Origin of the sequence: Streptomyces sp. NBC_01549 (assembly GCF_026339955.1) — a bacterium.
In the GTDB taxonomy this organism is placed as follows: domain Bacteria; phylum Actinomycetota; class Actinomycetes; order Streptomycetales; family Streptomycetaceae; genus Streptomyces.
In genome coordinates, this window is record NZ_JAPEPW010000001.1 from 1,132,394 (window position 1) to 1,147,549 (window position 15,156).

Here is a 15,156-nt window from a genome sequence, read left to right on the forward strand (position 1 = left end):
TGCCACGACTCGCGGCGCTCAGCCCGCCCGGTGCCGTGGTTCGCGGGTCTCCGAAATCAAACGGTGGATCGTCGCGGGATTGGCAGATCTGGGCCACGTATGACCTCGACGAGGCCTGGTCACGGGCTGCGAGAACTGGCCCAAATCTGCCAATCATCGTCCTGGACGACAGCCACAACCGCCCTGTCGCTGGGGCGCGCAGCTCAGCTTCGAAGACCCGGGTCGCCGTCACGCCGCCGCGAGGGCGGGCGGCGGCGGGCCGTCTCCCCGGTCCAGCGAGAGTTCGAACCAGATCGTCTTGCCGAGGCCCAGCCGCTCGTACGGGCTCGCGGTCACCGAGCATCCGCCCCAGCGGTCGGCGACCGCGTCCAGGATCAGCAGCCCACGTCCGCCGTCCGCGCCGTCGGACGGCACCGGTCCGGGTTCCGGGAGGTCGGGGCTCATGTCGTGGACGATCACGCGTAATACCGGATACCGCCATTGCAGCTGCACGGCGGCTGGGCTTTTGGTGTGCCGCACGGAGTTCGTCGCCAGTTCACTGGCCAACAGCTCGGCACGGTCGGTGAGTTCGTCGAGACCGTGGGCTGTCAGCACGGCCCGGAGGGTAATCCGGACGATACGGGGGCTGCGCGGGTCACGGGGGAAGCGGAGTTCGTACTGCCAGGGGGTGGTGAAGGGGAGGGGGGCGGGGTGGTCGGGGAGGTGAAGTGACGGTGGGGGTGGTTTATGGGTGTTGTACGTGGTTGGGGGTGCGGGCGGGGTGGGGGGCCTGTCTGGGGCGTGTTTCGGGGGGTGGCTTGAGGGGTGGTTCGGGGTGTGGTTCGGGGTCGGACTCACGGGCACCTCCTGGGGTGCGTGTGTCGTGGAGTGGTGTGTGGTCGTTGGGTGTTGCGGTGGTTGGCCACGAGCGTTCGCGCCCGGTCCGGTGGCATTGCCGGGGCCCTGCCTCCTGGGTGGCAGGGGATGCGGTGCGCTTCCGGCCGGGGAGGCGGAACGAGTGGTGCGAGTCACACCGTAGAGGAATGCGGACTCACAGATGAGTCATAAATCTCTAACGAGTGAAAAAATCACAGGCTCACTGGACGCTTGTTGGTGCCATTGCCAGACTGTTCGCGCGCACGAGAGAGGACCCATGGCTCAACGAAACGCCCCCACAGGCCGCCACCGACGTCTGGCCATGGAGATGCGCCGGATGCGCGAGCAGGCCGGCATCTCCATTCAGGAAGCTGCCGCGTTGCTCGGCTCAGATCGCACAATGGTCTCCAACATCGAGGCGGGCCGCACGGGCCTCAGCGACGAGCGCGTGCGGCAACTGGCCAGCCACTACAAGTGCCCCGATCCAGCGCTGGTAGAAGCACTCGCAGCGCTGACAGGGCCGCGGCGAGCCCGTCACTGGTGGGACGAGTACCGAGGCAAGCTCCCTGAAGGACACCTCGAAGTCTCGGAAGTTGAGCACTACGCCACCCGTATTCGCACCGCACAGACCGTCCACCTGCCTGGCCTGTTCCAGACCGAGGACCATGCGCGGGCGATCTTCGAGTTCGCTGTGCCGAAGTTGCGGCGACTGGAGGTCGAGCTACGAGTCGAGCACCGGCTCAGACGACAGGCCATCCTCGACGGGAACAGCCCGACGCCCTACTTGGGAATCATTCACGAGGCCGCCCTACGCCTTGAGTACGGCGGCCGGGACGTCGCACGCGCCCAACTGGAGCACCTCGCGGACGCCGCCGATCGTGACAACGTGACACTGCTCGTGCTTCCGTTCAGCGTTGGAGCCTTCTACGGGGCAGGGCAGTCAATCCTCTACGCGGAGGGGGAAGTTCCGCAGTTGGACACAGTTCAGCTCGATGCCCCACTGGGAGCGGACTTTGTGGATGCCCCGACTCCGTTGGCGAACTATCGTTCCCTGCTGGACCTGATGGAGCAGTCGGCACTGTCCCCTGACGAGTCGCAGAAGTTCATCCGGTCCATAGCACGCGAACTGTGAGAGGACTGGGCACGTGACCGAGGGCAAGTGGCAACGTTCGTCGTTCTCCCCGGACGGCGGCAACAACTGCGTCGAGGTCGCCGCCACCGCCCACGGAATCGCACTCCGCGAGAGCGACTCCCCCGCGGAGGTCATCGCCACCGACCAGGGCGCCCTGCGAGCGCTCATATGTGAGCTGCGCGCGCAGGGTAGTTGACACCGCCCCAAGCCTGAGCACCAGGGAACGCGCCTCGACTACGCCGCCTCTGCCGAAGCCACCTCAGGTACACGCACGCGCCCAGCGAGGAGGTCCTCGACCACTCCCTGCTGAACAGAACGCAACTTAGCGATCTGCCGCCGCGTGGCCTCGGCACGCTTCCGGCTCACCCGTACCGCCTCGACGACGTCGCGCTGCTGCTCAGTGGGAACATTCGGCACCAGCAACTGATGGACGGCCGCCTGGCTGATGTTCTTCATGCTGGCACTCGTGCCCGTGGCCCGCGCCTTCACCTGGCTGCGGACACGAGGGCTCAGCAGTGCCAACTCGATGAATCCGGGATCCGCGACTTCTTCGTTGGGAACGAGCCTCAGCGTCTTGTCACTGAGCATGAGCCGCGGCGGTGGCGTGTGTGCGATACAAGCCAAACCCACGAGGGCTTCAGTGTTGGCCCGCGTCATGAGGAGGTCGCCGCTCCGGACCTCGTACTGCGGATTGATGAGGCCGGAGTCCCGGATGACTTTGTTCTCCGCCGCTTTGAACCAACCGGCCTGTACCGCACTCACTTTAAGGACACCCCACTCCGCGTCCCCTGCCGGGGTGTCCTCCGCCAACGGGCTCTTGCCCGCCTCGATTCGTTCGAGCCAGGAACCGAGCGGGACCGTGCTGGGGGCAGCCGCCATTGCCCCGGCAACGATGGCTTGCTCGGCCACCGCCAGCTTGCTCAGTACTCGCTCCAGCGCGGTGATCCGCCGTTCGAAGGCGGCATGGGCGGCGACGACCTGGCGCTGCTCTTCCAACGGCACGTCGGGGACCCTGAGTGCCTTCACAGCCGACTGCGGGAGCTGGAACTGCCCGCTCGAACCGCGCATCGACATCCGGATCTGACGCCGGGCATCGATGGAGTTCAACAACAACCCGAGGAATCCGGGGAGTACCCGACCCTCCGCAGGAACCAGTCTGAACATCAGGTCCGAGAGCAGTAGTTGGGATGCGGCTCCGCGCACTACCAGTGCAGCCCCGACGAGATGCTGTGCGCCATTGACCCGCACCGCAAGCACGTCACCGTCGTTCACCTCCAAGCGCGCAGGCGGAGCAGTCTGCGAAGCCATCCTCTTCGCCTGCTCGGTCGTGAAGCGCCCTGAGGACATCGCACTGAGCCTGAGTACGCCCCACTCGCCGTCCGCCGGGGCCACGGCCTGGGTGCCACCAGCAATACCAACTTCGATTCCTGCCAGGAGCGTGCCCAGCCGAACCTCACCGCGCATAACCCAGCCCCCTAAGCCACTCCCCCAGCTCCCGCTCCGCCCCCGTGCTCTCGCTTTCCAGGTCGGTCAACGACACCGCATACTTGTCCACCCACCGCCGGAACGCCGCCACGATCTCCCGGCGCCCCGCAGCCACCGCCGCGTCAAGCCGAGCCGACAGGTCACCGTTCAGAACCCGCAGCACCACGTCCTCCGCGCCACCGTCCGCCGTCACAGCCACGGCGGCCGCCGCACGCAGGTCGGGCAGGAAACGGTCGTCCAGAGCCTTGCGTTTCTTTCGGGCCGCGGCCAGTTCCTTCTTGCGGGTGGTTACCGCATTCTCCAGGCGGGCCAGCTCCTCAGGGGTGACGGGTGCCGCCTCCTCCGACTCGATGTCCACGTCCGAGGACGCGTCCTCCTCCTCGTCCCCGTCAGCGCCTCCGGCGCCCTTCGCCTCCGCGACCGCGTCCACCGCCGCCCGGTGCGCCACGTCCGCAGCGGAGACCGCCTTATCCGCGTCGGCCACCGCGTCGAGGAACTCGGGGATCAGCGCCCGTACCACCGGGTGGTCCATGGCGCGGCGGCGGTCCGCCGTCGAGGAGGTCCCCTTGCGCGATGGCTTGTCCTCGTCCCCGTCGCCGCCCGGCGATTCAGGGACCACAGGATCGACGATCGCCTCGACCGAGTCGACCCAGCCTTCCAGGACGCGCTCGAAGCCGCCCGCGGCAAGGGCCTTGAGGTCGTAGCGGGACTCGTTCCACCAGTCGGCGACGATGCCCGACGTCGTGAACTCGTCCAGGACTCCCACCGCGCCGATTGCCTCGGTGAAGCCGTCGAGCAGTCCGCTGCGCAGCTTCATGAGCCGCTGGTCGGTCGCCAGCTCGGCGAAGAGCGGGGAGTGCCCGGCCCACCACTTCTCGTACACCGTCCGCAGCTGCCGCTCCTTCGCCGCCGCAAGTGCGGGGATACGGGCCGCCGTCGCCTCCGGGCCTTCGGGCAGGAAGTCGTAGTAGCCAGGGTCACCGGCCAAGAAGTCGTAGCGGTTCGGGTCTCCGGTCAGAAGGTCCTGGTAGTCAGGGTTCCCGGCCCGCTCGGCGAACAGCGCCGGCGCCTCGACCCCGTATGCGTCGAAGAGTCCGGCCTTCCCCGCGACCTCGGACTTCGGCACCCCGCCGTACAGGTGCGCCCGTACGTCCTGCGGCTCGGCCGCCGGTGAATTGTCCACCCAGCGGCGGATGTTGAGATTGGCGTCGGCGGCCAGCAGGTCCTCGACCTTCACCGCCCGGGAGTAGCCGGGGATCTCGCGCCACTCCTTGAAGACGCCGACGATCTTCTCGACGTGTTCGGGGCGGAGTTCGTTCTGGTTGCGGCCCGCCGTGTACTCACGGTCGGCGTTGATGAACAAGACCGACTTCTCGCGGCCCTGGCGCTTCTGCTGGGGGCGCCGCAGCACCAGTACGCAGGCCGGGATGCCCGTCCCGTAGAACAGGTTCGGGCCGAGGCCGATGACCGCCTCGATACAGTCGTCGCGGAGCAGCGCCTCGCGGATCTCCCGCTCCTTGCCGCCCCGGAACAGAACGCCGTGCGGCATGACGGTCGCCGCCACACCGTGCGGTTCCAGCACCGAGATCATGTGCTGGACGAACATCAGGTCGGCCTTCTTGCCGCTCTCCGGTGCCCAGCCCCAGGACATTCGTTCGCCGTGGGTGGCGTCGGCCTTGGCGACGAGGTCCGCGTCGTAGTTGAGCGAGAAGGGCGGGTTGGACAGAACCTTGGAGAAGGTGCGCAGGCGCTTGGTGCCCGGGTCGAAGTGCAGCGGCTCGGCGAGGGTGTCGCCGTGCTCCAGCTCGAAGAGACGGATGCCGTGCAGCACCATGTTCATGCTGGCCATGGACCAGGACGGGCCGTTCTTGTCCTGGCCTGCGAGGGAGAGCTCGTCCGGGTTGCCGCCGTGCTCCTCGACGTATTCGCGGGCGGCGATCAGCATGCCGCCGGAGCCGGCGCACGGGTCGTAGACGGTCTCCATCGGCTTCGGGTCGACGAGCCGCACCATCATCCGCACCACCGAGCGCGGGGTGTAGAACTCGCCGCCCTTCTGCCCGGCCGAGTCCGCGAACCTGCCGAGGAGGTACTCGTACGCCGCCCCCAGCATGTCGGGGAACTCGAAGTCCTCGTTGCGCAGCCGGTAGAGGCTGAAGTGGCGGATGAGGGTCTGCAGTTCGGCGGGCGAGAAGCGCGGCTTGGTCCCGACGACCTCGCTGAACTCGATGTGCGAGGTGACGCCCGCCAAGCGGTCGTTGCCCTGCTGGAGGGCGGCCAGTGCCTGGTCGAGACGCTCGCCCACGCGGACTCCGGTGAGGTACGCGATCCCGGGCGCTGGATCCTCGGGGGTCTCCGGGTCGTGGTGCGGGCCCTTCCACCAGCGGGCTCGCGGCGGCACGTAGAAGACAGAGGTGTACGTCTCGGGGTCATTGGCCCTCTGCAGCGCCTTGCCCTCGTCCTTCGTGCGGTCCAGCGCCGCGTTGTAGACCCGCTCCCACTCCGGCTGGAACTCGTCCGAGGCCCGCTTCAGGAACAGCATCCCGAAGATGAAGTCCCGGTACTCGGAGGCGTCCATCCGGCCGCGCAGGATGTCGGCGGCGGCGAACAGATGCCGCTCCAGTTGGGGCAAGGTGAGTCTGGCCAACGCGGCAGTCCTCTGTCGTGACGGAATGGGTGGAAGGTGCCAAGGCAGCCTAGACGCCCGACCGTCCCTGGCGGTAACCGCCGGGGACGGGGTCTCGCAGTCGGCGCGCGGGGCTGGTGGGAGACGGAGCTCCAATGCCGGGTGCGCGGCGTCAGTCGGCGTCGGCTGTGATGCCGAGGCTCTCCAGCAGGCGCCACACGTCAGTGGACGGGTCGCGCTTCAGCACCTCGCAGTCCAGTGCGTGGCCGGAGCGGGCCGCCCACTTGCGGGTGGACTGGGGCAGATAGTCCGGGTTGCCTGGGTCATCCCGATCCACCGGCTTTGTCACGCGCTGGTTGGCCTTGCACGAACCGTGTTCGCACTGTGTCACCAGACCCTTGGCATGTCCGATGGCAGCCCCAACCTTGCCTTCCAGCGCCCTCCGGCGGGACTCGTCGAGGCCCTTGCCTCCGCCCGGCTTGTCGAACCGCCTGAAGGCCGGGTGGGCCTTGCGCAGCTTCTCGTGAACGTTGTCGCTGCTCTTGCCTTGCCGTCCGCTGAGCTGCTGGAAGTGCAGCAGCAGCCACAGATCGAAGGACGGATGGGAGTAGCAGACCTCGGTACTGTCCTCCGCGGCTTCTTTCAGCGCCTGCGGGATGTCGTGGTGGTCGTCCCGGTCGAAGAGGGCCCAGGTCTCACACCCTTCCACCGCCTTGTCCCGCACCGCCGCGACAGCTCGCGACGGGGTGTACCCGTTGCCCTTCTTCACGGGGTGGATCATGAAGCGCTGCGGTACGCCATAACTTCCGTCCCCGAAGCGCTTGTTGAGATAGTTCAGGTAGTCGGGCTCCGTGGACTCGCCCTCGCAGGCGACATACAGCACCCGTTGTGCCTTCGATTCGGAGGGCTCCGGCAGCCGTGGCGGCTCCAGCGGCTGCTCCTCGTCCTTGTTGCTCCTGCGCTTGCGCTTCCTGCTCCCCTGGTGCTGCTGTCCGCCCCACTCGCTCACGCTGTCGCCTTCGCCTCCTGCCAGGACAGTTCTCGTGCGATCTCACCGGTCGTGACGCGCGGCACTCCTCCGTACTTGCCACGCAGATAGCCCCGCTCCAGGTCTTCGCCCTCGGCCGGGTGCGCGGCGGTCAGCGGGTACAGCTCTGTCGTGCCGGACTTGCTCTTCGTGGTGATCCACACCTGATCGCGGCCGAGGGGCCGGTCCAGGACCGCACTGCCCAAGAGGGTGGCGTCGTGCGTGGTGAAGATCAGCTGCGCTCCGTTCGGATTGGAGTGCGGGTCCTGGAAGAGCCGTACGACCTCGGCGGCAAGCGTCGGGTGCAGGCTGGAGTCCAGCTCGTCCACGAGCAGAGCCGAACCACTGTCCAGCACGCTGAGCATCGGGCCGAGGAAGGCGAACCAGGCGTGGGTGCCGAAGGACTCCTCGGTGAGGAAGTCCAGGGGGATGTCCGTGCCGTCCGCCGTGCGGTGACGGAGCCGGACCTCGCGCGTCTGCGGATTGAGGTCCAGGCCGGCCACACCCAGATCGGCCGCCTCCAGCAGCCTCAGCAGCCGCTCGCGGTACTCCTTGCTACGGCGGCCTTCGGTGATCAGACGATGCGTCCAGTCCGTACGTGCCGCGATGTCGGCGCCGGGAGTCACCAGCCACAGGTTGTCGAGGAACCAGCGGTGCACGGCCGACAGTTGGGGGTCGTTCAGGGTGGCGGCGGTGGAGAGGAAGAGCGCGTCCGGGCGGGTCAGCTCGACGAGGACGTCACGTTTCCCGGTGAAGCCGCCGCTCCGGGAGAAGACGAACTCGCCCCCCTCGCTGTCAGGCCGCTCCGCCTCCCGGTCGAACCAGACGTCGCGTTCGCCACCCGGGTAGGCGTGCAGCCATTCGGCTTCTACGCGTTCGTCGGAGAGTTCGTAACCGTAGGTGAACCGGACCGGCGCTCTGCCGCGTGCCCCGCCCATCAGCAGGTCGACCTCGAAGAGGCTGGTCTCCTCAGCACAGGACGGATCGAGCTTGAAGGGCTCACGAGGCACGCCGGGCGACTTGGTCCAGTCGGCGAAGGAGGTACGGACGGCCGAGCGCATGTCGCGCAGGGCGCGCAGCAGATTTGTCTTGCCGGAGGCATTGGCCCCGAATACGCCCACCACGGGCAGGGCCGTCACGGTGCGGTCCTTGTAGCGCAGGCCGGTATCGCGAGCCGCGCCTTGATCGTCGTCGGCCGTCCCGATCAGTGACAGCGCGCACTCGTCGCGGAACGAGCGGTGATTGGCCACTCGAAAGCGCAGGAGCACCTTCGACCTCCTGACGGGACGGGGAGGCCCCGCCTCGAACGTACTGGTGCGGACCCTCCGCAGGTGCACCCTATGGCGCACCGATGGCCGGTGCCAGCGGGTCCTTGAGATCAGGCGACAGTCGCCGTCGCGCGCGTGGTCGTCGCGATCGTCGCCGAGCCCACCACGCGTGTGCCGTCGTACAGGACGATCGCCTGGCCGGGGGCGACCCCGCGGACCGGCTCGGTGAACGTGACCTCGAGCTCGCCGTCGACCAGTTCGGCAGCGACCTCCGTCTCGCCTCCGTGGGCGCGGAGCTGGGCGGTGTAGGTGCCCGGCCCAGTGGGGGCGGCGCCGCACCAGCGGGGCTTGACGGCGGTCAGCCCACTGACGTCCAGGGACGCCGCGGGACCCACCGTCACCGTGTTGTTCACCGGCGAGATGTCCAGGACGTAGCGCGGCTTGCCGTCCGCGGCCGGGGTGCCGATGCGCAGCCCCTTGCGCTGGCCGATCGTGAAGCCGAACGCGCCCTCGTGGGAGCCGACGACCGCCCCGGACTCGTCGACGATGTCGCCCTCCGCCTTGCCCAGGCGGTTCGCCAGGAAGCCCTGGGTGTCGCCGTCGGCGATGAAGCAGATGTCGTGCGAGTCGGGCTTCTTGGCGACGGCCAGGCCCCGGCGCTCGGCCTCCGCGCGGATCTCGTCCTTCGTCGTCACCGTGTCACCCAGCGGGAACAGCGCGTGGGCGAGCTGGCGGTCGTCGAGGACCCCGAGGACGTACGACTGGTCCTTGGCCATGTCCGAGGCGCGGTGCAGCTCGCGCGTGCCGTCCTCGTTGACGATCACCTGGGCGTAGTGGCCCGTGCAGACCGCGTCGAAGCCGAGGGCGAGCGCCTTGTCGAGCAGGGCGGCGAACTTGATCTTCTCGTTGCAGCGCAGACACGGGTTGGGAGTGCGCCCGGCCTCGTACTCGGCGATGAAGTCCTCGACCACGTCCTCGCGGAAGCGCTCGGCGAGGTCCCACACGTAGAACGGGATGCCGATGACGTCGGCGGCGCGGCGGGCGTCGCGCGAGTCCTCGATGGTGCAGCAGCCTCGCGCGCCCGTGCGGAACGATTGCGGGTTGGCGGAGAGCGCGAGGTGCACGCCCGTCACGTCGTGACCGGCTTCCGCCGCGCGGGCGGCGGCGACGGCGGAGTCCACGCCGCCGGACATGGCGGCGAGGACGCGGAGGGGGCGGGGGCTCTGCGAGATCTCAGTCATAGCCCCTCCAGAGTACGGGGCCGCGGGAACCGAAGTCCGCGGGTATCCGTTGACGATCGCAACGGAGCCCGCTGCGGGACGGGCGGGCACGATGAACGGGGGCGGACGCCATGAGTGGGGCCGCGGAGAACACCGAGAACACAGGCACCAAAGGCAACACAGGCGACTCGGGAACCACCGAAGCCACAGGAAGCGTGGGAACCAGGGAGACCGTAGCCGGCACAGGGACCACGGGAACCACGGAAGCCACGGGGGCTGTGGGCACCACGGGGACCACGGGAACCACGGAAGCCACGGGGGCTGTGGGCACCACGGGGATCACTGGAGCCGGGGAATCCACCGGGAGCAGCGGGGGCGGCGTGGGCGCGAACGGGACCAAGGGGCGTGCCCGCCGGGACCACGACCGGCGGATCGGACGGCGGACGCTGCTGATCGGCGGGGCCGCGGCCGCCGTGGGCACGGCGGTGCTCGCGCGCGGTGAGCTCGCGCATCTGTGGTGGCGACTGCCCGGCGTCGAAAAGCCCCGGGTGGCGGGCGCCGTCGACTTCCGGGGTGCGCAGTGGGTGGCCGCCTCGTCGGCGAACTGGCGGCGGGCGGACCGGCCCGACGACTACGGGATAGACCGGGTCGTCATCCATGTCACCCAGGGCAGCTACCGGAGCGCCGTGAAGGTCTTCCAGGACCCCGCGCACGCCGCGGCCGCGCACTACATCGTGCGCAAGGACGGGCACATCACCCAGATGATCCGCGAGCTGGACGTGGCCTTCCACGCGGGCAACCGGGAGTACAACGAGCGGAGCGTCGGCATCGAGCACGAGGGGTTCGTGGAGCAGGCCTCGTCCTTCACGGACGCGATGTACGCGGCCTCGGCGCGGCTGACGGCCGCGATCTGCGGGCGGTACGACATTCCCGTGGACCGTACGCACATCATCGGGCACGTCGAGGTGCCCGGCACGGACCACACGGACCCCGGGCGGTACTGGGACTGGGACCGGTACATACGGCTCGTACGACAGGCGCGCACCGCGGCGCAGCCGACGCGCACAGCCGGGGCGTAGCCGACAGAGAGCGCTTCCCCCGCCTGGTCACAGACAAGGGCGCGGCAGGCCCGGGTCACCGAATCGTGATGCTGTGAGGCCCCTTCCGGGACGCGTGTGTCCGTTGCGTCCCGTGCGGCCGATGTGACCAGCGACACGTCAACTCTCGCTGTTTCCAGGCGGGTTGACAGCGAGCCGATCCTGACTTTTAGTCATCGGATTTCACAGCGAAGACGGCGTTCTCCTAACTCGACCCAAGTCCTTACACAGCCCTTAGGTCGAGAGTCCAGCGCCATGACGCACACCACGCAGCCCGCCTCCGGTGCGGGCAAGGACAAGGACCAGTCAAAGACCAAGGGCAAGGGCATGCACCGCCGCAAGTTCCTCGGCGGGATGGCCGGAGCGGGCATCGCGGCGGTGACCGCCGGCGGCACGGCCATCGCCTTACTGACGAACGCGACGCAGAACAAGGCGCACGCCGCGGGCACCACGCTGACCATCCCCGACCTCCTGGAGGGGACCACCACGGACGGCACCACGACGTTCACCCTGGAGGCGAAGGCCGGCACCAGCGAGGTGCTCAGCGGAGTGACCAGCACGACCGCGGGCTACAACCAGTCGTTCCTCGGCCCCACCATGAAGTGGACCTCCGGCGACACCGTCCTGCTGAACATCACCAACAGCCTCACCGAGGACACCACCGTCCACTTCCACGGCGCGCACGTCCCGCCCAGCATGGACGGCGGCCCGCAGAACTCCTTCGCCGCGGGGAAGACCTGGTCGCCCACCTTCACGGTCAAGGACGAGGCCAAGACGCTCTGGTACCACCCGCACGCCCTGGGCACCACGGCCGAGCAGGCCACCCACGGCCTCGCGGGCATGATCATCGTCGAGGACGACTCCGACGCCTCCGCGGCCCTGCCCAGCACCTACGGCACCGACGACATTCCGATCATCCTGCAGTGCCTGGCCACCGACAGCGCCGGAGACATCAAGTACAACCTGGCCGGCTACCTCACCAACGGTCTGAGCTTCCCGCTGCTGTGCAACGGCACGAACGTCGACGACACCACGCTCTCCTTCACCGCCACCAAGAAGCGCACCCGCTTCCGGCTGCTCAACGCCTCGCCGTCCGACATCATCACCGTCCAGCGCAGCGACGGCGGCACGCTCACCCAGATCGCCACCGACCAGGGGTATCTGACCGAGGCCACCGAGGTGGCGTCGATCCGGCTGGTGGCGGGCGCACGCGCCGAGTTCGTGATGGAGCTCAGTGACGCGGTGACCCTGGAGGCCGTGGTGACGACGGGCTGGGTGCGCGGCGGCAGTGGGACGTACGAGTTCCTGACCGTCACGCCGGACGCCTCGGACACTCCGGAGACCCTGCCGACCCTCAACACCATCACCCGGTACGACACCAGCGACTTCACCGCCCGGACGATCACGCTCGGCCAGAGCGGCGCGACGATGACGATCAACGGCTCCGCCGGGACGAGCATGTCCTCGATGGCGATGATCAGCACCACCCTGGGTGCCGAGGAGGTGTGGACGGTCAAGAACAGCACGCAGCTTGAACACTCGTTCCATCTGCATGATGTGCCGTTCCAGCTGATCTCCATCAACGGGGAGGATCCGACGGGCGTCCAACTGGGCTGGTACGACACGTTCGAGGTGGTCGGCGGCGGCTCCATCGAGATCGCGATGAAGTTCACCGACTTCTCGGACGACACCTACATGTACATGCTCCACTGCCATCTGCTGCAACACGAGGACGAGGGCATGATGGCCTCTCTGATGGTGACGGACAGCTAGGGTCTGTCCGGCCCTGCGGGCGGGCGTGGGAGTGTCAGGTCAGACCTGCCGTCCGCGCCCGCTCCACCGCCGGGCCGATCGCCTTGGCCACCGCCGCTACGTCCGCTTCCGTGGAGGTGTGGCCCAGGGAGAAGCGCAGGGTGCCGCGGGCCAGGTCGGGGTCGGTGCCGGTGGCCAGCAGGACATGGCTGGGCTGGGCCACACCGGCCGTGCACGCGGAGCCCGTGGAGCACTCGATGCCCTGGGCGTCCAGCAGGAGCAGCAGGGAGTCGCCCTCGCAGCCCGGGAACGTGAAGTGCGCGTTGGCGGGCAGCCGGCCCCCGGTCGCCGGGTCGCCGCCGAGGATGGCGTCGGGCACGGCCGCGCGTACGGCGTCGACGAGGTCGTCGCGCAGGGCGCCGATCTCCCGGGCGAACCACTCGCGCTGCTCGGTGGCGAGCCGCCCGGCGACCGCGAACGAGGCGATGGCGGGTACGTCGAGGGTGCCGGAGCGCACATGCCGCTCCTGGCCGCCGCCGTGCAGCACGGGTACGGGGGTGTACTGACGGCCCAGCAGCAGGGCCCCGATGCCGTACGGGCCGCCGATCTTGTGGCCGGAGACCGTCATCGCGGCGAGGCCGGAGGCGGCGAAGTCGACGGGCACCTGACCGAAGGCCTGGACGGCGTCGGCGTGCAGCGGGATCCCGAACTCGGAGGTGACGTCGGCCAGTTCGCGGACCGCCATGACCGTGCCGATCTCGTTGTTGGCCCACATGACGGTGACGAGGGCGACGTCGTCGGGGTTGCGGGCGATGGCCTCGCGCAGGGCGTCCGGGTGGACGCGGCCGTAGGAGTCGACGGGCAGGTACTCGACCGTGGCGCCCTCGTGTTCGCCGAGCCAGTGGACGGCGTCGAGGACCGCGTGGTGCTCGACGGGGCTCGCGAGAACCCGGGTGCGGGCCGGGTCGGCGTCGCGGCGGGCCCAGTACAGGCCCTTCACGGCGAGGTTGTCGGCCTCGGTGCCGCCGGAGGTGAAGACGACCTCGCTGGGGCGGGCGCCGAGGGACTCCGCCAGGGTTTCCCGGGCTTCCTCGACGGTCCGCCGGGCGCGGCGGCCGGCGGCGTGGAGGGAGGAGGCGTTGCCCGTGATGCTCAGCTGGGCGGTGAGTGCCTCTACCGCCTCGGGGAGCATCGGCGTGGTCGCGGCGTGGTCGAGGTAAGCCATGATGGGCCCGATTCTACGGGCCGTCCGCGCACGGCCTCGGCCCCCGTCGGGGTGGCCGCCTGTCGGCCCCTCGTTCCACGGTGGATCAACGCCTCGTTCGGTGGCGGCTCAGAAGTTCCAGGACACCGTGCTGTCGAACTGCATGAACGCCGCCAGCACCAGGAGATCGGCGATGCCGAGACCCAGGCCGAGGAAGGCACGGCCGCGGCGGGCGGTACCGCGCCAGAGGGCGGCGGAGGCCAGGGCGATGGCGATCGGGCCCAGGAAGACGTTCAGGACCAGCAGGCCGAGGAGGCCGAGGATGAAGGAGGCGACGGCCATGCCGTCGGCGTCCTTGGTGGCGGTCCTGCGCGCGGCCGCGCTGCGCGTGGCCGTACCGGCCGTGGGCGCGGTGGTGAGGTCGGTTCGCTCGGTGAGTTCCATGACGTGAGTCAGCTCCCAACGATCAGTTGGTGGAGGTGTGGCGCCGGCGGGCGTTGCGCTCGCGGACCGCGAAGACGGCCAGCCAGACGCCGATGACGACCGCGGCGACGAGGGTGACGGGCAGCGGGGCGTGGGCCACGGAGCCCATGACGACACCCAGCAGCAGGAGGGCGGCGACGAGGAACAGCATGAGGTGCCTCTCGACGGTGAACCCCGATTGTTACGGGGACTTGACGACTCAGTGAACGCTTGTAGTAACACTTGTTCACTGACTCCAGAGTCTAGCGCGTCACCCGGCTTTCCAATTACGGAGAACAGTTGTTAACTGCATGGCATGAGTCACACTCTCGGCCTCCGACAGGCCCAGAAGCAGAAGACCCGCCAGGCGCTCCTGGACGCGGCGTTGGAACTGCTGGAGGAGCAGAGCCTGAGCAGCCTGGGTCTGCGTGAGGTCACCCGTGCCGTCGGAGTCGCGCCGACCGCCTTCTACCGGCACTTCCGCTCGACGGAGGACCTCGGCGTGGCACTGGTCGAAGAGGCGCTCGGCAGTCTGCACCCGATGATCGGGGACACGGTCTCCGCGACCGGCGACAGCGAGGAACGCATCGGGCGCGCGGTCGACCTGATCGCCCACCATGTCGAGACCCACCCCGCGCACGTCCGTTTCATCGCGCGCGAGCGGCACGGCGGGGTCCAGCCGGTGCGGCAGGCGATCAGGGAGCAACTGGAGCGGTTCGCCGAGGAGGTGAAGGCCGAACTGGCCAAGCACCCCGAGTCGGAGGGGTGGAGCGACGACGATCTGCTGATGCTCGCGGGGCTGTACGTCGACCAGATGCTGATGACGGCCTCGCTCTATCTGGAGGCACTGGAGGCGTCCGAGGAGGAGCGGGAGCGGGTGGCCCGCGTCGCGACCCGCCAGATGCGGCTGATCGCCATCGGCCGCCGCAACTGGCTGGGGTGACGCACCCGTTCACCGACGAACGGGGGTGACGCACCCGAACATCGAGTACGTCACCGTTCCTCTGGACTGAGCAGGAGTGAGTCTGCTC

The 15,156-nt window shown here is 68.8% G+C and carries 14 protein-coding genes; 5 read left to right on the forward strand and 9 right to left on the reverse strand.

What is annotated here, in order from left to right; all coding sequences use genetic code 11:
- Nucleotides 1–228 precede the first annotated feature (228 nt).
- Entirely contained in the window at nucleotides 229–1,011 is a 783-nt protein-coding gene (locus tag OG819_RS58530) for an ATP-binding protein (protein WP_323139323.1), read from the reverse strand.
- 121 nt (nucleotides 1,012–1,132) lie between these two features.
- Here OG819_RS58530 and OG819_RS04770 point away from each other — a divergent pair, with 121 nt between their 5' ends.
- Together OG819_RS04770 and OG819_RS04775 are read left to right on the forward strand one after the other, a co-directional pair.
- Nucleotides 1,133–1,987: a Scr1 family TA system antitoxin-like transcriptional regulator gene (locus OG819_RS04770; protein ID WP_266648161.1), complete on the forward strand. Its 855-nt coding sequence runs from the start codon at nucleotides 1,133–1,135 to the stop codon at nucleotides 1,985–1,987.
- Between the two features lie 13 nt (nucleotides 1,988–2,000).
- Nucleotides 2,001–2,183: a DUF397 domain-containing protein gene (locus OG819_RS04775; protein WP_266648163.1), complete on the forward strand. Its 183-nt coding sequence runs from the start codon at nucleotides 2,001–2,003 to the stop codon at nucleotides 2,181–2,183.
- 38 nt (nucleotides 2,184–2,221) lie between these two features.
- Here the strand turns inward: OG819_RS04775 and OG819_RS04780 are convergent, their stop codons facing one another.
- The 5 genes from OG819_RS04780 to mnmA all read right to left on the reverse strand — a co-directional run bounded on the left by OG819_RS04780 (nucleotide 2,222) and on the right by mnmA (nucleotide 9,631).
- Entirely contained in the window at nucleotides 2,222–3,265 is a 1,044-nt protein-coding gene (locus tag OG819_RS04780; RefSeq protein ID WP_266648165.1) for a hypothetical protein, read from the reverse strand.
- A 175-nt stretch (nucleotides 3,266–3,440) separates the two neighbouring features.
- Nucleotides 3,441–6,116: a class I SAM-dependent DNA methyltransferase gene (locus tag OG819_RS04785; RefSeq protein WP_266648167.1), complete on the reverse strand. Its 2,676-nt coding sequence runs from the start codon at nucleotides 6,114–6,116 to the stop codon at nucleotides 3,441–3,443.
- Nucleotides 6,117–6,267: 151 nt separating this feature from the next.
- Nucleotides 6,268–7,104, reverse strand: a complete 837-nt coding sequence (locus OG819_RS04790; protein WP_266648169.1) for an RloB family protein — start codon at nucleotides 7,102–7,104, stop codon at nucleotides 6,268–6,270.
- On the reverse strand, nucleotides 7,101–8,390 hold the full coding sequence (locus OG819_RS04795) for an ATP-binding protein (protein ID WP_266648171.1): 1,290 nt from the start codon (nucleotides 8,388–8,390) through the stop codon (nucleotides 7,101–7,103). Before OG819_RS04795 ends, OG819_RS04790 begins: the two co-directional genes overlap by 4 nt.
- A 110-nt stretch (nucleotides 8,391–8,500) precedes the next feature.
- A complete protein-coding gene (gene mnmA / locus OG819_RS04800) occupies nucleotides 8,501–9,631 on the reverse strand; it encodes a tRNA 2-thiouridine(34) synthase MnmA (RefSeq protein ID WP_266648173.1) in 1,131 nt (376 codons plus the stop codon).
- Between the two features lie 359 nt (nucleotides 9,632–9,990).
- Between mnmA and OG819_RS04805 the strand changes: the two genes are divergently transcribed.
- Together OG819_RS04805 and OG819_RS04810 are read left to right on the forward strand one after the other, a co-directional pair.
- On the forward strand, nucleotides 9,991–10,689 hold the full coding sequence (locus OG819_RS04805; protein ID WP_266431906.1) for an N-acetylmuramoyl-L-alanine amidase: 699 nt from the start codon (nucleotides 9,991–9,993) through the stop codon (nucleotides 10,687–10,689).
- A 273-nt stretch (nucleotides 10,690–10,962) separates the two neighbouring features.
- Nucleotides 10,963–12,480, forward strand: a complete 1,518-nt coding sequence (locus OG819_RS04810) for a multicopper oxidase domain-containing protein (RefSeq protein WP_266648175.1) — start codon at nucleotides 10,963–10,965, stop codon at nucleotides 12,478–12,480.
- A gap of 34 nt (nucleotides 12,481–12,514) precedes the next feature.
- Here the strand turns inward: OG819_RS04810 and OG819_RS04815 are convergent, their stop codons facing one another.
- The 3 genes from OG819_RS04815 to OG819_RS04825 all read right to left on the reverse strand — a co-directional run bounded on the left by OG819_RS04815 (nucleotide 12,515) and on the right by OG819_RS04825 (nucleotide 14,297).
- Nucleotides 12,515–13,684, reverse strand: coding sequence for a cysteine desulfurase family protein (locus OG819_RS04815; protein WP_266648176.1), 1,170 nt, complete (start codon nucleotides 13,682–13,684; stop codon nucleotides 12,515–12,517).
- A 108-nt stretch (nucleotides 13,685–13,792) separates the two neighbouring features.
- Nucleotides 13,793–14,005 (reverse strand): DUF4190 domain-containing protein, encoded by a 213-nt coding sequence (locus OG819_RS04820; RefSeq protein ID WP_266652571.1) that lies wholly within the window; start codon nucleotides 14,003–14,005, stop codon nucleotides 13,793–13,795.
- 124 nt (nucleotides 14,006–14,129) lie between these two features.
- A complete protein-coding gene (locus OG819_RS04825; protein WP_095852481.1) occupies nucleotides 14,130–14,297 on the reverse strand; it encodes a hypothetical protein in 168 nt (55 codons plus the stop codon).
- Between the two features lie 144 nt (nucleotides 14,298–14,441).
- On the opposite strand from OG819_RS04825, the gene OG819_RS04830 reads away from it, so the two are divergent.
- Nucleotides 14,442–15,068 (forward strand): TetR family transcriptional regulator, encoded by a 627-nt coding sequence (locus OG819_RS04830; protein WP_266585994.1) that lies wholly within the window; start codon nucleotides 14,442–14,444, stop codon nucleotides 15,066–15,068.
- Nucleotides 15,069–15,156 lie beyond the last annotated feature (88 nt).

Coding starts and splice junctions, on each gene's coding strand:
- OG819_RS04770 (WP_266648161.1), top strand. CDS start 1,133: ATGGCTCAACGAAACGCCCCCACAGGCCGCCACCGACGTCTGGCCATG.
- mnmA (WP_266648173.1), bottom strand. CDS start 9,631: ATGACTGAGATCTCGCAGAGCCCCCGCCCCCTCCGCGTCCTCGCCGCC.
- OG819_RS04810 (WP_266648175.1), top strand. CDS start 10,963: ATGACGCACACCACGCAGCCCGCCTCCGGTGCGGGCAAGGACAAGGAC.
- OG819_RS04815 (WP_266648176.1), bottom strand. CDS start 13,684: ATGGCTTACCTCGACCACGCCGCGACCACGCCGATGCTCCCCGAGGCG.
- OG819_RS04820 (WP_266652571.1), bottom strand. CDS start 14,005: ATGGCCGTCGCCTCCTTCATCCTCGGCCTCCTCGGCCTGCTGGTCCTG.
- OG819_RS04825 (WP_095852481.1), bottom strand. CDS start 14,297: ATGCTGTTCCTCGTCGCCGCCCTCCTGCTGCTGGGTGTCGTCATGGGC.
- OG819_RS04830 (WP_266585994.1), top strand. CDS start 14,442: ATGAGTCACACTCTCGGCCTCCGACAGGCCCAGAAGCAGAAGACCCGC.